Raw genomic sequence first — 16,788 nt, forward strand, 5'->3', positions numbered from 1 at the left:
CCGGGGCAGGTTCCCCGGCGCGCCAGTCAGGCCACTGACAGGCACCGGCGCTATGATCGGCGGTAAAGTCACGTCCTGGCGCTTCTGCGATTTTCCTTCATGTTGTCATGACTATTCCTGAACGTTCTTCCCCGGTCGCCGCGATTGCCATGCGCGACCTGCGCTTTACCTGGCCCGGCCAGGCGCATCCGGCGCTGGTGTTGCCGCATTTCCAGGTGGCGCCTGGTGAACATGTCTTCGTCAGCGGCCCCAGCGGCAGCGGCAAGAGCACCCTGCTGGCGGCCATCGGCGGCATCATCGTGCCCCAGGCCGGCACCGTGGAAGCGTTGGGGCAGCCCTTCCATACGCTGTCGGCGGCACAGCGCGACCGCTTCCGGGTGGATCACATCGGATTCATCTTCCAGCAGTTCAACCTGTTGCCTTATCTTTCCATCCTCGACAACGTGCTGCTGCCCTGCCAGTTCTCGGCCTACCGCAAGGCGCGCACCGCGCAGCAGGGCGCCGATCTCAAGAGCGTGGCGCAATCCCTGCTGAGCGCGCTGGACCTGGCGCCGTCGCTGTGGTCGCGTCCCGTGACGCAGCTGTCCATCGGCCAGCAACAGCGGGTAGCGGCGGCGCGCTCGCTGATCGGCCGGCCGGAGATCATCGTTGCCGACGAGCCGACCTCGGCCCTGGACAGCGACCGCCAGCAAGCCTTCCTCGACCTGCTGCAGCGCGAGTGCGCACAAAGCGGCGCGGCGCTGGTCTTCGTCAGCCACGACCAGCGCCTGGCCGTACGTTTCGAGCGCCGCATCGCACTGGAACAGCTCAACGAGGCTGCCCGTCCCGAGGAGGCCGCATGAAGCTGCTCCTGCGCCTGGCCGCGCACAGCGCCTGGAACCGGCGGTTCACGCTGGGCCTGATGCTGCTGGCCATTGCCCTGTCCACCACCATGCTGCTGGGCATCGAACGGGTACGCCATGAAGTGCGGGCCGGATTCTCGCAATCGGTATCCGGTACCGACCTGGTAGTCGGTGCCCGCACCAGTCCGATCCAGCTGATGCTGTACGCCATCTTCCGCATCGGCGGCGCCACCAACAACATGGGCTGGGACAGTGCCCAGACCCTGGCCCGCAATCCGGCGGTGGCCTGGACCATCCCGATCTCGCTGGGCGATTCGCACCGTGGCTTCCCGGTACTGGCCACCAATGGCGATTACTTCACGCATTTCCGTTATGGCAGCGGTCAATCCCTGGTGCTGGCCAAGGGACGGCCCTTTACCGGGGTCTTCGATGCCGTGCTGGGGGCCGATGTGGCCGAGAAACTGCACTATCACCTGGGCGACGTCATCATCCTGGCCCACGGCATGGGCGGCATGGGCCTGACCCAGCACGCCGACAAACCCTTCAAGGTGGTAGGCATCCTGGCGCGCACCGGCACCCCGGTGGACCGCACGGTGCATATCGGCCTGGATGGCATGCAGGCCATCCACCTCGACTGGGAAGGTGGCGCACCCTTGCCGGGCGTGCATATCCCGGCAGAATTCGTGAAGAAATTCGACCTCACCCCGACCAGCATCACCGCCGTGCTGGTCGGCCTGAAGAGCCGCGCGCGGGTCTTCGCCGTGCAGCGCGCCATTGCCGACGGCGACGGCTTCAAGGAGCCCCTCATGGCCGTGCTGCCGGGGGTGGCGCTGGACCAGCTCTGGGACGTGGTCGGCATCGGCGAGAATGCCTTGCTGGTGGTTTCGGGCATGGTGGTGGTGGTCGGCCTGGCGGGGCTGGTGGCAGCGATCCTGGCCAGCCTGGGCGAGCGGCGGCGTGAGCTGGCCATCCTGCGCTCGGTCGGGGCGCGTCCGCTGGACGTGTTGTGGCTGCTCTGCGTGGAGGGCCTGGGCGTGATGCTGTGCGGCGTGCTGGCAGGCCTGTTGCTGCTGAGCGGTCTGATCTGGGTGCTGGGGCCGATGCTGGCCGCGCAGTTCGGCATCGCCCTGCGACCGGCGTGGCCGGCGGCCGGCGAATTACAATTGCTGCTCTGGACCGTGCTGGCCGGACTGGTGGCCAGCCTCTTGCCGGCCTGGCGGGCCTATCGCCTGAGCCTGTCGGACGGCCTGACCCCAAGAATCTGATCTGGAAGCACTGACATGAAGACTCTTTACTGGATGGGCGGCATCGTCGCCGCCGGCCTGCTGGTGGGCAGCGGTGTGCGCCTGCTGGCGCATGACGATGCGCGGGCGGCGCCGGCACCGGCCTCTGCCGGAGCATCCGCCACCGTCGCCGGTGGCCCGCTGGCAGGTGCCGTCCCGGCCGTGACTGCGCGCGCCGATAGTGGCAGCACCGTCGCCGGCGTAAGCGACGCCGCCAGCGGCCAATACAAGGTCGGTGACCACCTGCAGCAAAGCGCGGCCGTCACCGAAAAGCCCTATCAGGCCTCGGGCAAGATGGTCAACGGCTTCCAGGAGATCGCCTGGGAATCGCTCATCCCCAAGAACTGGGACCCGATGGCGCCCTTCAAGGGCCTGAAGCTGGACCAGATGACCGATGATGACCCGCGCGCCGATGCCGCGCTCTGGAAGGCCAAGAAATACTGGAAGGAGGCGCCCGTCGATCCATCCATGGAAGGCAAGCCGGTGCGCCTGCCCGGCTTCGTGGTCTCGCTGGACCGCGAAGGCGAGGCGCTCAAGGAATTCCTGCTGGTCCCCTACTTCGGCGCCTGCATCCACGTGCCGCCACCGCCGGCCAACCAGATCATTCACGTCAGGAGCGTCAAGGCCGTCAAGAACGTGCGCACCATGGATGCGGTATGGATCAGCGGCGTGCTCAAGGTAGAGCGCTCGGATTCGTCCATGGGCGCCTCCAGCTACAGCATGAAGGCCGTCAGCGTCGAACCCTACAGCGCCCCCGACCAGGGCTGACGACCACACGGCGGCGTGCTCTGCTGCGCCGCCGCTTATCCCCAGTTTCCCCCAGTTGTCCCAGCCTGTTCCCAAGACCTGCCGCAGGCAGGTCTTATCCACATTTTACGGGGGCAAGCTTGTGGACAAGGCTTTGACAAGCCACCCAAACCCTTGATTCTTCTACATTTTTCGACTCCGCTTCGGCAACGCGCAGAGTTGGGGCAGGCCGACTGCAATGAGGCTTGTCTCTGCATCGCGTCTGGCAACTTGCCCGGATATCCACATTTTTTGGGTGCAAGCCTGTGGAGAAGCACTGGGCAAGTCGGACAAGGCATTGATTGCAAAGGACTTTCCGCTGCCGCAGCAAGGCGCGGCAAAAAGGGGGCAGGCAGACACCCGGGAACGCCGCCTCAGGAGCGGCGACGATATCCACATTTTCTGGTGGCAAGCTTGTGGAGAAGCCCTTGACAAGCCCATCAAGCCATTGATTTTAAACAACTTTTCAATATCGCAACAGAGTGAGGCAAGCAGCCCCCAAACCTGGCACCTCCCCCCTTCGGACACGGGCCACGGAACATTTCGGCAGGATATCCACACTTTTTGGGAGCAAGCCTGTGGACAAGCACTTGAAAAGCCAGACAAGCCTTTGATTACAAAGGAAATTCACGCTCAGATGCAAAGTCGTGCACTTTGTTGGCGGGCCGGGCGGTCCGCCGCAAAGCCGCGCCCAGACTGGCCGAGCGCGGCGATATCCACATTTTTTGGTGGCAAGCCTGTGGAAAAGGCCTGGACAAGCCACTCAAGTCATTGATTCCCAACGATTTTATGTGAAGTAACAAGACGCAGGCAGGGCCCGGGATCATGCCGGCCTGGCCCGGATATCCACATATTCTGGTGGCAAGCCTGTGGAAAAGCGCTGGGCAAGCCATCCAAGTCATTGATTGTAAAGGGAATTCATCACCAGAGCAGCCGATGGGCAAGCGCCGTGCAAGGGAGGACGGAACGGAGGAAAAGCGATGGGCAGACTCCAGTCATGGAGCCTGCCCGGAAGGGAGGGACGCACCCCGCGCCGCGCACCGGCAAGCATGCACTTGCCGGGAAGGGAGGACCGCGACTTCCATCACGTGTGCGACCTGCCGGGTTACGACGCCACTGTCCGGCCTGGGCGTGAAGCATGAAGCAAGGAGAAACTGGCTGATCCGAAGAAAAAAACCTGCGATGCGCTCGCATCGCAGGCAACAACATCTGCACGGAGTCAGAGGAGACAGGCGCAAGTCTAGTGGCCGCGTATGACCTCCCCATGACAGTGCACAGGGAGATGAAGAAAAAGGACGAAGAGAAGAAAAACGGAAAACGGAAATGTCACGAAGCCGTCATAACGACGAACTATAGTGCGAAGCTTAGTGCGGTACATGCAACCGATATGTATGACCGCATGGTGTGTTGGACATCTGTCCAGCACACCCTCCTTTCGGAGGCGTCCGCCTCCATGACATTTCCCTCAAGAACTGGCTGAACGGTCTTACCAGACCCCATCAATGGCGGTGGCTTGCAACTTGATGCGCGAGACTTCGCCATCGCTGCCTTGCAGGGCCAGGTCGTCCGGCATCGCCTTGGGCGGCTTGCGGAACCATTCCAGGCACAGTTGCGAGAGATTGGTGAGGGCCTTCTTGGCCATGAACTGCTGCAGCAGTTCACGCGTGAGTTCGAGATTGGAGGCCAGGAAGAAATCCCCCGGCCGGACCAGCGCCTGCACGCCCGCGCTCATGCGCTGCAAGTCCTTCTGGAACATCTGGCGCGGCACCGGCAGCGGATGGCCGGCCGAGACCAGCAATTCCTGGAACAGCGGCGCCATGAAGTCCAGCACATAGCCGTCGCATTGCACCCAGGCATGGAAGGCGTCCTGATGGCTGGCCACGCTCTGGCCGTCTTCGCCCAGGGTGCCGAAGGACAGCGCACCACCGCCGTCTTCACGAATCAGGTAGAAGGCAGCGCCGGCCACGGGGAAGGCGTTGCGCTTGTAGAACTTCTTGAGGATCTGGGCGGCAGTGACGGAAAAGAAGAAGCTGGCGGCCGGGATATCGGCTTCCACGCTGTGCAGGACGGAATGGATGACGCGGAAGATACGTTGATAATCGGCCAGGGGAATCAATGGGCGCAAATTCTGCGCGGAGGAATGTGAGCTTTGCATGGGCGCTATTTTCTCATGGAAAAGAACGGGCAAGCCGCTAAGCCGCTTCACGGGAATGCCGGACTGCGCAGTCCCGATGCGTGACGCGCTTTGGAACAAAAGCGGTTTCACGACTTGCCGTTCCACCCTCAAGAGATCTTTGCTGCTCAAACTCTGCTGCTACTGCTACTGCTACTGCGATGCCGGAAGAACTACCCCTAGTCCCTGCAGCGGCACGACTTCACTTCCCCCCACCATCCCTCACCCCGGGCATTCAATCCTGCTTCTTCGGCTCCTGCATGAAACAGGTGCAATCGACATCGTGATACTGTGCGCAATGCTGCAGTGACGGGCGGGTCAGGCCGTTGTTGAACAGCGAACGGTCTTCCGCATCCACCGTCACGTAGCGCAGGGCCGAGGCCATCACCTGCTGGTCGCGCTGGTCGACGTCGTCCAGCGACACTTCCAGCCGGCCCCATTCCTTGTCGGTCTTGACGAAGAGGTACATCAGGACGGTACAGAAGACCAGATAGCTGATGAACATGAGGGTGATTTCACCCGGTACGGGTTCGGTAACGAAGGACATGGCTGGCTCCAATGGCAAGATACTTCGGCAAGGTCTTGCGTGCCAGTCACGACCCCACCGTGATGTCGGGAGTCCGGAGCACAGACCGTGTTTCATTGGTTCCCATGGTAGTAGCCCCGCTTGACTGCGAACATCGGGGAATTCCTGAGCACGCAACGCCACTTGCCAACTCGACAGCAGCCTGGGCTCGGGCTTTGTGGCGCATCAAGCGCTGCCATGCGCCGTGAAAGTTACGTGAATTTCAAGCCCGCGTGCTGCAGGGAAACAGCCTGAAAAAAACCCGCCAGGCTTGCGCGTGGCGGGTTCAGACTCGAATTGTCCAAGTCCAAGGACGTCTGAGGAGACACCCCCAATGTACCGGGCCATGCTCCTGCTGAAAACGAAGCATTCGTCATGCGCTTATGCTGTTGACGCATAAGCCGCCCGACGCCCCCTCTCAGCCGGCCTTGACGGGCAGCCAGCGCTCCACCAGCCGGGTCCAGAAGGCGGCTCCCACCGGGATATTGGCATCATTGAAATCGTAGCCTGCATTGTGCAGCATCGGACGTCCCTGCCCGTTGCCCACGCGCAAGAAGCAGCCGGGCCTCTGCTGCAGGAAGTAGGCGAAGTCTTCGCTGCCGGCGATCGGACCGAAGGGGGCGATCACCTTGTCGGCGCCCACCAGTTCCTCGGCCACGCCGCGGGCAAACTCGGTCTCGGCCTCGCTGTTGACCAGCACCGGATAGCCGCGCAGATACTCGATCTCGGCACCGGCACCATAGCTTTCGGCATGCAGGGCCACCAGCGCGCGGATGCGCTCTTCCAGCAACGCGCGTACCTCGGGCTTGAAGGAGCGCACGCTCAACTCCAGCGTGGCGAATTCCGGAATCACGTTGGACGCCTTGCCCGCATGCAGGCTGCCCACCGTCACCACTGCGGTCTCCATGGGATCGACATTGCGCGAGACCACCGTCTGCAAGGCCATCACCAGGCTGGCGGCGACCACCACCGGATCGACCGACAGGTGCGGTCGCGCCGCATGGCTGCCGCGACCGACGATGCGGATCTTGACGGTATCGCAGGCCGCCATGAAGGGGCCGCTCCTGAACATGAAGGTCCCCGCCTCTACCCCCGGGTGATTGTGGATGCCGAAGACGGCATCGCAGGGGAAACGCTCGAAGAGACCATCGGCCAGCATCTTCTGCGCCCCGCTGTCAAAACCGGCTTCCTCGGCCGGCTGGAAGATCAGGTGCAGCGTGCCGTCGAAACGGCGCGTGCGCGCCAGGTGCTTGGCCGCGCCCAGCAACATCGCCGTATGGCCATCGTGGCCGCAGGCGTGCATGGCACCGGGCTTGACGCTGGACCAGGCCAGGCCGGCTTCCTCATGGATGGGCAAGGCATCCATGTCGGCGCGCAGGCCGATGCTGCGCGCACTGCTGCCGGCCCGCAGCGTGGCGACCAGGCCATTGCCGCCGATATGGCGGGTGACCGCGTAGCCCCATTCCTGCAGGCGCGCCGCCACCAGGGCAGCGGTATCGACTTCCTCGAAGGACAGTTCGGGATGCTGGTGCAGGTGGCGGCGGATGCCGGTGATTTCCTCGTGGATGTCATGCAGGTCGGCGACCTCGCAGAGGTCCTGCTCGTGGGGGTGACTCATCGTTTCTCCGTGGGGGATGTGCGTCGTGCCAGCACTTCGCGGCCCTGCTCGGCCAGGTCCCAGAACAGGCCCGCCATCAGTTGCAGCGACTCGCGCGACACGCTGGCCAGTATATGCTCGTTGGGCGCATGCTGTGAGCAGGCCGGATAGGAGTGCGGCACCCACAGCGTGGGCAGGCCCAGGGTTTCGGAGAAGACGTCATTGGGCAGCGAGCCGCCCAGGTTGGGCAGCAGCGTGGGCGTCTTGCCGGTGCTCTCCTGCAGCGAGGCCAGGCCCCAGCGTACCCATTCATCGTCCGGATCGAGCCGGGTGGCGGCGAACTGCACGCCCGACAGCGCCACCTGCACATCGTCATAACCATGTTCATCCAGATGCGCGCGGATGTGTTCGATGAAATGCGCATCATCGCTGCCGACCACGAAGCGAATCTGGCAATGCGCAGTGGCGCGTCCGGGAATGGCATTGACCGGGGCTTCCGGATTGCCGGTCTTGAAGGCCAGCACTTCCAGCGTGTTCCAGCCGAAGACACGTTCGGCCGGGGTCAGGTCGGGCTCGCCCCAGTCGGGATCGATCTCGGGATCGGTCGGACCGCCGCCCACCTTGACGCTGGCCAGCGCCTTGCGCACGCTCTGCGGCAGCGCCTCCGGCAGCAACGCGGGGACGCGGATGGCGCCGCGCTCGTCGACCAGGCAGGCAATCGCATTGGCCAGACGCACGCCGGGGTTGCGCAGCAGGCCGCCCCAGTTGCCCGAGTGGTGGCCACCATCACGCAGATGGCAGGTCAGGTCGAAATTGCAGCCACCGCGCGAACCCAGGAACATGGTCGGGGTAGGCGCATTCACCCGCGGACCATCGGAGGCGATGAAGAGATCGGCCTTCAGGCGTTGCGCATGCTGGCGGCAGACTTCGTTGAGACCGGGCGAACCGGTTTCCTCGCCCATCTCCAGGATCAGCTTGACGTTGTAGCCCAACTGCCCGCCGCGCACCTTCATGACTTCTTCCAGCGCCGCCAGGTTGATGGTGTGCTGGGCCTTGTTGTCGGCGATGCCGCGCCCGTACCAGCGCTCGCCTTCGACCACGATCTCCCAGGGCGAGAGACCGGCGCGCCATTGGTTGTCATAGCCGCGCACCACATCGCCGTGGCCGTAGGTGAGCAAGGTGAAAGCCGCCCCCTCCTCGACGCGCTCGGCGATCAGGAAGGGGCTGCCGCCAGGCAGCGGATTGTCGATCACCTCGCAGACAAAGCCCAGTGTCTGCAGAGAAGGCATGATCTCCTGCTGCAGATAGTCGTAGAGGACGGGCAGGCTGGCCGCTTCCTGGCTTTCGGTACGGATGGCCACGCGGCGCTTCAGGGTTTCCATGAAACGGCCGTCGTCGAAATAAGCCTGTACGCCGGCAATGGCTTGTGCTCTGCTCATGCTGCTGCTCCTTGGTTTTTTTCAGATTCGTTCATGTTCTCAAGCGGCTGCCGCCAGGGCCGGAATGCCCAGGCCCGGATCGGGCGTGAGCGCCGAGGCCAGCAGCATGCGGGTATAGGGATGCTGGGGATCGCTGAAGAGTTGTTCACGTGAGGCCAATTCCACGATGCTGCCCTTGTTCATCACGGCGACCCGGTCCACCAGATGCTCCACCACACCGAGGTCGTGGCTGATGAAGAGATAGGTCAGGCCGAATTCGGCCTTGAGGTCCAGCAGCAGGTTGAGAATCTGCGCCTGCACCGACACATCCAGCGCCGAGGTCGGTTCATCGCAGATGAGGATGTCGGGCCGCAGGATCAGTGCCCGCGCAATCGCCACCCGCTGGCGCTGACCGCCGGAGAGCTGGTTGGGATACTGCGTGTGCGTGCGTTCGGGCATGCCGACCAGATCGAGGATCTGCCTGACCTGGCGGCTGCGCTCGGCGGCACTGCCGATGCCGTGCAGCTTGAACGGCAGGCCGACGATCTCGCCCACGGTCTTGCGCGGATTGAGCGAGGAATACGGGTCCTGGAAGATCGGCTGGATATGCCGCGCATGCTGGCGGCGCTCGGTCGGATCGACTTCCTGGCCGTTGATGAGCACATTGCCCGAGGTCGGTGCCAGCAGGCCCAGCAGCATCTTGGCCAGGGTGCTCTTGCCGCAGCCGGATTCGCCGACGAGACCGAGGGTTTCGCCACGATACAGACGCAGCGAAACGTCATCGACCGCCTTCAGTTGACCCGGTGCCTGGAACAAGCCGCGCTTGAGCGGATACACCTTGGTCAGCGCGCACAATTCGAGCGCGATATCGTCCAGCGGCGGCTGGGGATTCAGAGAGGCACTCATGCCGCCACCTCCAGTGCCGACACCGGCACATCGAGCTTGAAGCAGCGCGCCTCATGCGACAAACCGGGACTGCCCTGCTGCACCATCGGCGGGTCCTGTTCGCAGCCGCTGTCGGCCAGGGTGCAGCGATTGCGGAAGGCACAGCCGCTGACCTGCCCGACCAGGCTGGGCACCACCCCGGGAATGGCTTGCAGCCGGCTGCCCGGCAAGGTCTTGCCGCGCACCGGAATGCAGTTGAGCAAGCCGCGCGTGTAGGGATGGCGCGGCTGTGCAAAGAGTTGCGCCACACCGCTGGTCTCCACCACCTGCCCCGCATACATCACCGCAACCCGGTCGGCGATGCGCGAGACCACGCCGAGGTCATGCGTGATGAAGATGACGGCGGTGCCGAACTCCTGCTGCAGCTCGCGGATCATGCGCAGGATCTGCGCCTGGATGGTCACGTCCAGTGCGGTGGTGGGTTCGTCGGCGATGATGAGGTCGGGACTGCACATGAGCGACATGGCGATCATCACGCGCTGGCGCAGGCCGCCCGAGAGCTGGTGCGGATACTGGCGCAGGCGGTCTTCGGCGTTGCCGATGCCGGTCCGGTGCAGCAGGTAGAGTGCCCGCTCGCGCGCCTCGGCACGCGTCACGCCGGGCTGCTGCAACATCGCCTCGCACAGCTGGTTACCCAGCGTATAGGCGGGATTGAGCGAGGTCATCGGCTCCTGGAAGATCATCGCCATGCGCTTGCCGCGCAACTGCATGCGCTGCCGTTCGCTCATGCCATTGAGGTCGGCACCATCGAAGAGGATGTGGTCGGCGCTGCATTGCGCCTTGCGCGGCAGCAGGCCCATCAGGGCCAGCGAGGTCATGGACTTGCCGCAGCCGGACTCGCCGACCAGGCACAGCATCTCGCCACGGCTGACCTGGAAATCGATGCCGCGCACGGCATGCAGCATGCCGTTCTCGGTGGGCAGGTCCACCTTCAGGTTCTTCACGTCCAGCAATACACTCATGGGGTTCTCCTTGCGTGACGGATCAGTTGCGGCCATCGGGTGCGTTGACATCGCGCAGGCCATCGCCGACCAGATTGATTGCCAGCACCAGCAGCGCCAGCGCCACACCTGGAATGACGATCACCCAGGGCTTGAAGAACATGTAGGTCTTGCCCTCGGCCACCATCAGGCCCCACGAGGGCGTGGGCGGCTGCACGCCCAGTCCCAGGAAGGACAGCGTGGCCTCCAGCAGGATGGCGTGGGCCATTTCAAGGGTGGCCACCACGATGAGCGCCCCCATGATGTTGGGCAGGATCTCGCGCACCAGGATGTAGGGTGTGGAGGCGCCGATGGCCTTGGCTGCCGCGATGAATTCGGCATCGCGCAACTGCTGTGTGGCCGAGCGCGTCACCACCGCGAAACGATCCCACAGCAGCAGCCCCAGCAGCACGATCACCACCTTGAGGGAACCGCCCACCAGCGAGGCCATGGCCAATGCCACCAGCACCACCGGCATGGCCAGCCGCGTGGTGATGAGATAGCTGATGACGGCATCGGTGCGTCCGCCGAAGTAGCCTGCCAGCACGCCCAGCGTCGTGCCGATCAGCCCCGAGATCAGGGCCGCGGCAATGCCGATGGTCAGTGACACGCGCGCACCGAAGATCAGGCGCGAGAGATAGTCGCGGCCCAGCTTGTCGGTGCCGAGGATGTGTTCCCAACTGCCCTGGGCCTGCCACACCGGCGGGATCAGGCGCGCGGTGACGTCCTGGTCGAAGGGATCGTGCGGCGCCAGCAACGGCGCAAAGATTGCCGCCAGCACGATCAGCGCCAGCACCAGTGCGCCCAGCATGAGGCCGCGATGGCCCAGCAGGCGGCGCAGCTTGCGGCGCCAGGCGGGCAAGGGCGGCAAGGCGGTCGTGAGCATGGGGGTAGCGGGCAAGGTAGAGGAGGTGGTTGCGCTCATGGGGTCTCCTGGCAGGATCAGCGGGTACGGATGCGCGGGTCCAGCAGCGCATTGATGACATCGGCCAGGAAGGTCAGCCCGATGTAGAACATGGCGATGATCAGCACGACCGCCTGCACCACCGGATAGTCGTTGCGCGAGATGGCATCCCACGCCAGCTGTCCCAGGCCCTGCATCGAGTAGACCGATTCGATGACCACCGAGCCGCCCAGCATGAAGCCCAGCTCCACGGCCGCCAGCGCCACCACCGGAATGACGGCGTTGCGCAGTGCATGCTTGAATACCACCCGCGCCCGGGAGAGTCCCTTGGCGCGCGCCGTGCGGATGTAGTCCGATCCCAGCACTTCGAGCATGCCCGAGCGCGTGAGCCGCATCATGGCCGGCATGGCGTAATAGCCCAGGGCCACGGCGGGCAGGACGAAGTGCTGCCAGCTGTCGTTGCCGGCCACCGGCAGCCAGTGCAGGGTCACGGCGAAGATCAGGATCAAGGTCAGCCCGAACCAGAAACTGGGCATGGCCTGGCCAACCACGGCGATGAGCAGCGCGGCGCGATCCAGCCAGGTATCCCGATAGAGCGCGGCCAGCACCCCTAGCGGAATGGCGGTCAGGATGGCCAGCAGCAAGGCGCTGCCACCGAGCTTGAAGGTGATGGGCAGGCGTTCGGAAATCATTTCCATCACCGGCCCCTGGAAGTAGAAGGACTTGCCGAAATCGAGCTGCACGGCACGTCCCAGCCAGTCGAAGTATTGCGTGGTCAGCGGACGGTCCAGACCGAACTGGGTGCGCACCGACTCGACCTGGGCGGCGGTGGCTTCCGGCCCGGCGATGGAGACCGCCAGATCACCCGAAAGATGCAGCAGCGTGAAGCTGACGACGGACACCGTCAGGGCCACGCACAAGGCGATGGCCAGGCGGCGCAGGAGATAGATCAACATGGCGGTCCTTCCTTGCGGAGACTGGGCGGACGATGTCAGGAACGGCGCACGCAGAGCGTGCGCCACCGGGCTTACTTCCAGGAAGCTTCGTAGAACCGCGGCAACTCGTCCGGATACCCCTGGAACTTCAGCTGCGAATTGAAGGCATAGAAGGTCGAGTAGGAAAACATCGGCGCCACGTACGCCTGTTTTGAGATCAGCTCCAGGGCCTTGCTGTAATTGGCCTTGCGCACCGCCGGATCGATCGAGGTATCGGCAACCTGAAGGAACTGCTGCAGTTGCGGATCCTTGGTGATGTCATCGGCGCCCCCCTTGAAGTAGACACCGGCAAAGGCCGAGGTATCGTTCATCGAGAACGAGCCCCAGGAATAGAAGCTCATGGGGGTCTTGCCGCTGCGGTATTCGGTCTGCAGGGCGGCGAACTTCATGTAATGCAGGCGGGCGCGGATGCCGACCTTGCGCAGGTCGCCGATGATGGCTTCGGCGACTTCCCGTTCGCGATAGGCATAGATGTCGGTATCAAAGCCGTTCGGATAGCCGGCTGCTGCCAGCAGTTCCTTGGCCTTGGCCGGGTTGTAGTCGTACTTGATGACGGCATTGCTGTCACAGCCGAACTGGGTACGGAAGCAGGCGGTGTAGACCGGCTGGCTGCCGCCACGCATCAGGTTGTCGGCATAGCCCTTGCGGTTGATGGCGTAATTGACCGCCTGGCGCACGCGCAGATCCTTGAAGGGTGAATTGGGCGCCGAGGTGCCGGTGGTATCCAAGGTGATGAAACCGACGCGCATGGTCTCGCCGCTTTGCACAGTCAGCTTGGGGTTGGTCTTGAGCGCATCGGCCTGGTCGGGCGGTACCCGCCAGATCCAGTCGATGGCACCGGTCATCAGTTGCGCGGCGCGGGTTTCCGGATCGGGAATGACCACGAACTTGATGTTGCCGATCGAAGGCTGGCCCTGCGGGCTGTCCTTGAAGTAGTTGGGGTTCTTGACCAAGGTCACGCCCTGCCCTGGCGTGACGCTGGTGACCTTGTAGGGACCGGTGCCGATGGGCGCCTTGGAGAAACCTTCCAGCCCGACCTTCTTGAAGTAGGCCGCCGGATAGATCGGCAGCGGACCGGCCAGGTATTCAAGCGCGGCAGGGAAAGGCCCCTTCAGGTTGATGCGGACCTGATAGTCGCCGAGCTTGTCGACGCTCTTGATCCAGTCGGTATTCTGCCGCGTGACCGCCTTGGATTCGGGCGAAACCACATAGTTGAAGGTGAACACCACATCGTCGGCGCTGAACTTGTCGCCGTTCTGGAATTGCACGCCCTGGCGCAGGTCCAGCACCAGCGCGGTGGGCGATTCCCATTTCCAGGAGGTCGCCAGTTGCGGCTTGTACTCGTTGGTCTTGGGATCGCGATAGATCAGCGTATCCCAGATCAGGTGCGCCAGGATCACGCCTTCGCGCAGGTTGTTGTGATACTGGCTGATGTTCTCGACTTCACTGTCGGAGGCATAGACCAGAGTGTCATTGGCCTTGTTGGCATGCGCAACCGAAGCGCCCAACGCCCCCGCCACCAGTACCGCGCAGCGCGACCAAGCCAAGAGAGATGTGTGTAGTGCGTTCATTCCTGCCCCTTCGTTCGAATAAGACAAATTGGAACCCATTTCATCAATAGGCGAGCCTGCCTGTTGATGAAATGGGTTCAAGAAAAACCGCGACATCGAGGGGCATACTAGGCTAGGATTTATCGATGCCACAATCATCAAATTTCTAAGCCTGCGTTGCCGATACCAGAACGCAAAAATGCTGCACCACAATGTGACCACCCTGGCAAAAGTCGCATCCCTGCTGGGTCGCGGGGCGTGGAGCAGGTGCAGCATCGCGGTGCGCCGGGATACTGGCGGTGCTGCACCAAAGGCGTGAAGCACGCACCAAATAAAGCGGGAAATTATTTGCCGGGGCCAGCGCCCTGGTCAGATCTGGTCAGACTGGAAGGAATCTCGGGATGAAATCACAGCAACTGCAAGACACTGCCTTGCGCTACTTCCTGGAAGTGGTGCGATGCGGTTCCATCAGCGAAGCATCGCAGCGTCTGAATGTGGCCAGCTCGGCCATCAGCCGTCAGATCAGCAGTCTTGAGGAAACGCTGGACACGATTTTGTTTGAGCGGCGTCCGCGCGGGATGGTGCTGTCGGCGGGCGGCGAGATGTTGGCTGCGCACTCGCGCAAGATGGCGCTGGAAGCCGACCGCGTGGTCGCCGACCTGCAGGCCTTGAAAGGCTTGCGCAGTGGACGCGTGCGGCTGTCGGCCTCGGAGGGTTTTGCGATCGATTTCCTGCCGCGGCTGATCAACGCCTTCCAGCAGCACTATCCGGGCTTCGTGTTCCAGCTGTTCGTGGGGGCGCCGGCGGTGGTGTCGCGCCAGGTCCGCGAGGGCAATGCCGATATCGGGCTGACCTTCGCACGGCTGCCGGAACCGGAAATCAAGGTAGTGCACCGCCAGCCCGGCCCGATTGCTCTGGTGATGCGCAACGAGCATCCGCTGGCGCGTTTCCGCCAGGTCTCGCTGGGCCAGCTCAAACCCTATCCCCTGGCTCTGCCCGACCCGACCACGACGCTGCGCCAGTTGTTCGACATCGCCTGCAGCCGTCAGCAGGTGGTGATCGAACCGGTCATGACCAGCAACTATATCCAGTCGCTGCACAACTATGTGCTGGACAACGATGCGCTCTCCATCACCGGCGACGTCACCGTGCGCTACCGCATCGAACGCGGCGAGCTGACCATGCGACCGATCCGCGATTGCCCTAATGACGGCCGCTTCGTGGAGGTGCAGACACTGGCAGGACGGACCTTGCCGCGCAGCGTGGAAATCTTCCTCGATTATCTGGTGGCTGAACTGAGCAAGGATTTGTGAGCGCTTGTCGCGGGCATCCAGCCCAGCCTGTTTGATGTCATGCCGAACAAACGGACGCTGCCGGCCCATGCGGATCAGTACCCGGCCCGGTTCCGCCGGCGGCACACCGAGACCTGCAAACGCCAAGCGGCCACTACAAGTGCGGCCGCTTGGCGGGTTTCAAAGTGTCAGGGTTTCAGCGTATCAGTGCATGAATCATCAGAAACGCCAGCCTGCCTTGACTGCTGCAGACTTGTTGATGAAACCGCTGCGCCCTTCGGCATCGATGCGCAGAGAGATCTCTGCCGACTTCGGCAGCTTGAAGCGATAGCTCACGCCGCCCTTCAACAGCCAGGGTGAGTGCGCGGGGCCGGGCGTGGTGAAGGCCTGGCCGGGTGCCCCCGCGTAGGTGGCCACCAGATCGTCACGACCGTTGATGACATCGTAGCTGACCCCGAGGTAGCTGCTGATCTGCGACGATGACGTCAGGGTGTAGTTCAGCCGTGCACTGGTACCGAGCAAGAGTGCTTCGCTGCGCTTGCCCTGTACCGACAAGTTCAGCGCCCCTGCCCCGCTCTCGGCGTAGGACGGGCTTTGCAGCCGCGTATAGTCGATCTGCAGGGCAGGTGCCAGACTCATTGCTTCACTCAAGGGCAGCGTGAATGATACGTTTGCGCCCAAATGCGCATGCCAGCTGTGATAGTGGCTGGTGGCGATGCGGTTGAGACCACCGAAGCGCATCTCGCGCGACAGACGATTGCCGTTGCGGCCCAGATCGGCCTGCCAGGTCAGTGCCAGTTCGCCCAGCGGGACGTTGCCGTAGAGGGCCAACATATTGGACTCGGTACGACTGCGGCTGCCGGCACCGGTGATGGCGGTGTTGCCGCTGGCCCGGGTGCTGGCGTAGGCGTACGACAGGCCGACGCGTCCGCGCTCCAGTTCCATTTCGGCGCCGGTGGCCATACCCCAGGTACTGGCGCTGAAACCGGGTTCACCGTTGCGGTCATCCTGGTTGGTGCGCGACTCGAAGGGCATGAGCCAGACCTGACGATCGCGAGCCGCCTCGCCCGAAGACAGCCCGCTGCCCAGACCGGCACCACCGACATTGCCGGCCTCGTTGCGGGTAGCGATGACGCGATTGAGGGACGTCATGCTGCCCCGGATGGCGCTGGTGCCGACGTTGCTGGGCAAGGTCTGGCTGGCGGCGCGGCGCACGCTGCCAGCGTCAGGCAGCCGACCCAGCGCTGTGGCAACCTGAGCCATATCGCCACTGGACGGACGCAGGATCTGCTGGCCCAGCACCGGCGCAACCGGCGTTGCTGCAGCGGCGGCGAGGGTGATGGGTGATGGGCGGACGGCGGGCGCTGCTGGTGCTCCCTGTGCTCCCTGTGCTCCCTGTGCTGCCTGTGCTGCCTGTGCTGCCTGTGCTGCCTGTGCTGCCTGTGCTGCCTGTGCTGC

General features: G+C 63.6%; 15 protein-coding genes. 5 read left to right on the top strand and 10 right to left on the bottom strand.

Annotation, left to right across the window (positions count from 1 at the left end):
• Positions 1 to 107: 107 nt before the first annotated feature.
• From ACODSZ_RS21975 to ACODSZ_RS21990, 4 genes are all read left to right on the top strand, one after another.
• Positions 108 to 842: an ABC transporter ATP-binding protein gene (locus ACODSZ_RS21975; RefSeq protein WP_175343637.1), complete on the top strand. Its 735-nt coding sequence runs from the start codon at positions 108 to 110 to the stop codon at positions 840 to 842.
• Positions 839 to 2,107 carry an ABC transporter permease gene (locus ACODSZ_RS21980; protein WP_488928532.1) on the top strand — a complete coding sequence of 423 codons (1,269 nt, stop codon included), beginning with the start codon at positions 839 to 841 and terminating at the stop codon, positions 2,105 to 2,107. Before ACODSZ_RS21975 ends, ACODSZ_RS21980 begins: the two co-directional genes overlap by 4 nt.
• Before the next feature lie 15 nt (positions 2,108 to 2,122).
• Positions 2,123 to 2,893 (top strand): DUF3299 domain-containing protein, encoded by a 771-nt coding sequence (locus ACODSZ_RS21985; RefSeq protein WP_008330431.1) that lies wholly within the window; start codon positions 2,123 to 2,125, stop codon positions 2,891 to 2,893.
• A gap of 217 nt (positions 2,894 to 3,110) precedes the next feature.
• Positions 3,111 to 3,686, top strand: coding sequence for a hypothetical protein (locus tag ACODSZ_RS21990; RefSeq protein WP_488928533.1), 576 nt, complete (start codon positions 3,111 to 3,113; stop codon positions 3,684 to 3,686).
• A 711-nt stretch (positions 3,687 to 4,397) separates the two neighbouring features.
• Here the strand turns inward: ACODSZ_RS21990 and ACODSZ_RS21995 are convergent.
• From ACODSZ_RS21995 to ACODSZ_RS22035, 9 genes are all read right to left on the bottom strand, one after another.
• Positions 4,398 to 5,066 carry a DUF2026 family protein gene (locus ACODSZ_RS21995; RefSeq protein ID WP_034350488.1) on the bottom strand — a complete coding sequence of 223 codons (669 nt, stop codon included), beginning with the start codon at positions 5,064 to 5,066 and terminating at the stop codon, positions 4,398 to 4,400.
• A 253-nt stretch (positions 5,067 to 5,319) separates the two neighbouring features.
• Complete coding sequence (locus ACODSZ_RS22000) at positions 5,320 to 5,631, bottom strand: hypothetical protein (RefSeq protein WP_008330434.1); 312 nt, start codon at positions 5,629 to 5,631, stop codon at positions 5,320 to 5,322.
• 436 nt (positions 5,632 to 6,067) lie between these two features.
• Positions 6,068 to 7,267, bottom strand: coding sequence for a M20 aminoacylase family protein (locus ACODSZ_RS22005; RefSeq protein WP_488928534.1), 1,200 nt, complete (start codon positions 7,265 to 7,267; stop codon positions 6,068 to 6,070).
• Positions 7,264 to 8,685, bottom strand: coding sequence for a M20 family metallopeptidase (locus tag ACODSZ_RS22010; RefSeq protein ID WP_488928535.1), 1,422 nt, complete (start codon positions 8,683 to 8,685; stop codon positions 7,264 to 7,266). Before ACODSZ_RS22010 ends, ACODSZ_RS22005 begins: the two co-directional genes overlap by 4 nt.
• 39 nt (positions 8,686 to 8,724) lie before the next feature.
• On the bottom strand, positions 8,725 to 9,570 hold the full coding sequence (locus ACODSZ_RS22015) for an ATP-binding cassette domain-containing protein (protein ID WP_488928536.1): 846 nt from the start codon (positions 9,568 to 9,570) through the stop codon (positions 8,725 to 8,727).
• Entirely contained in the window at positions 9,567 to 10,571 is a 1,005-nt protein-coding gene (locus ACODSZ_RS22020; protein WP_008330451.1) for an ABC transporter ATP-binding protein, read from the bottom strand. The genes ACODSZ_RS22015 and ACODSZ_RS22020 overlap by 4 nt, the downstream gene beginning before the upstream one ends.
• Positions 10,572 to 10,593: 22 nt before the next feature.
• On the bottom strand, positions 10,594 to 11,514 hold the full coding sequence (locus ACODSZ_RS22025) for an ABC transporter permease (RefSeq protein ID WP_175343630.1): 921 nt from the start codon (positions 11,512 to 11,514) through the stop codon (positions 10,594 to 10,596).
• A gap of 17 nt (positions 11,515 to 11,531) precedes the next feature.
• Positions 11,532 to 12,449, bottom strand: coding sequence for an ABC transporter permease (locus tag ACODSZ_RS22030; protein ID WP_008330456.1), 918 nt, complete (start codon positions 12,447 to 12,449; stop codon positions 11,532 to 11,534).
• Between the two features lie 71 nt (positions 12,450 to 12,520).
• On the bottom strand, positions 12,521 to 14,059 hold the full coding sequence (locus tag ACODSZ_RS22035; protein WP_175343629.1) for an ABC transporter substrate-binding protein: 1,539 nt from the start codon (positions 14,057 to 14,059) through the stop codon (positions 12,521 to 12,523).
• Between the two features lie 380 nt (positions 14,060 to 14,439).
• Here ACODSZ_RS22035 and ACODSZ_RS22040 point away from each other — a divergent pair, with 380 nt between their 5' ends.
• Positions 14,440 to 15,351 (top strand): LysR family transcriptional regulator, encoded by a 912-nt coding sequence (locus ACODSZ_RS22040; protein ID WP_488928537.1) that lies wholly within the window; start codon positions 14,440 to 14,442, stop codon positions 15,349 to 15,351.
• 198 nt (positions 15,352 to 15,549) lie between these two features.
• Here the strand turns inward: ACODSZ_RS22040 and ACODSZ_RS22045 are convergent.
• A partial coding sequence (locus ACODSZ_RS22045) for an autotransporter outer membrane beta-barrel domain-containing protein (RefSeq protein ID WP_488928538.1) occupies positions 15,550 to 16,788 on the bottom strand: 1,239 nt, incomplete at its 5' end.

The organism is Herbaspirillum sp. FG34, from assembly GCF_057809315.1.

Coding starts and splice junctions, on each gene's coding strand:
- ACODSZ_RS21975 (WP_175343637.1), top strand. CDS start 108: ATGACTATTCCTGAACGTTCTTCCCCGGTCGCCGCGATTGCCATGCGC.
- ACODSZ_RS21980 (WP_488928532.1), top strand. CDS start 839: ATGAAGCTGCTCCTGCGCCTGGCCGCGCACAGCGCCTGGAACCGGCGG.
- ACODSZ_RS21985 (WP_008330431.1), top strand. CDS start 2,123: ATGAAGACTCTTTACTGGATGGGCGGCATCGTCGCCGCCGGCCTGCTG.
- ACODSZ_RS21990 (WP_488928533.1), top strand. CDS start 3,111: ATGAGGCTTGTCTCTGCATCGCGTCTGGCAACTTGCCCGGATATCCAC.
- ACODSZ_RS21995 (WP_034350488.1), bottom strand. CDS start 5,066: ATGCAAAGCTCACATTCCTCCGCGCAGAATTTGCGCCCATTGATTCCC.
- ACODSZ_RS22000 (WP_008330434.1), bottom strand. CDS start 5,631: ATGTCCTTCGTTACCGAACCCGTACCGGGTGAAATCACCCTCATGTTC.
- ACODSZ_RS22005 (WP_488928534.1), bottom strand. CDS start 7,267: ATGAGTCACCCCCACGAGCAGGACCTCTGCGAGGTCGCCGACCTGCAT.
- ACODSZ_RS22010 (WP_488928535.1), bottom strand. CDS start 8,685: ATGAGCAGAGCACAAGCCATTGCCGGCGTACAGGCTTATTTCGACGAC.
- ACODSZ_RS22015 (WP_488928536.1), bottom strand. CDS start 9,570: ATGAGTGCCTCTCTGAATCCCCAGCCGCCGCTGGACGATATCGCGCTC.
- ACODSZ_RS22020 (WP_008330451.1), bottom strand. CDS start 10,571: ATGAGTGTATTGCTGGACGTGAAGAACCTGAAGGTGGACCTGCCCACC.
- ACODSZ_RS22025 (WP_175343630.1), bottom strand. CDS start 11,514: ATGAGCGCAACCACCTCCTCTACCTTGCCCGCTACCCCCATGCTCACG.
- ACODSZ_RS22030 (WP_008330456.1), bottom strand. CDS start 12,449: ATGTTGATCTATCTCCTGCGCCGCCTGGCCATCGCCTTGTGCGTGGCC.
- ACODSZ_RS22035 (WP_175343629.1), bottom strand. CDS start 14,059: ATGAACGCACTACACACATCTCTCTTGGCTTGGTCGCGCTGCGCGGTA.
- ACODSZ_RS22040 (WP_488928537.1), top strand. CDS start 14,440: ATGAAATCACAGCAACTGCAAGACACTGCCTTGCGCTACTTCCTGGAA.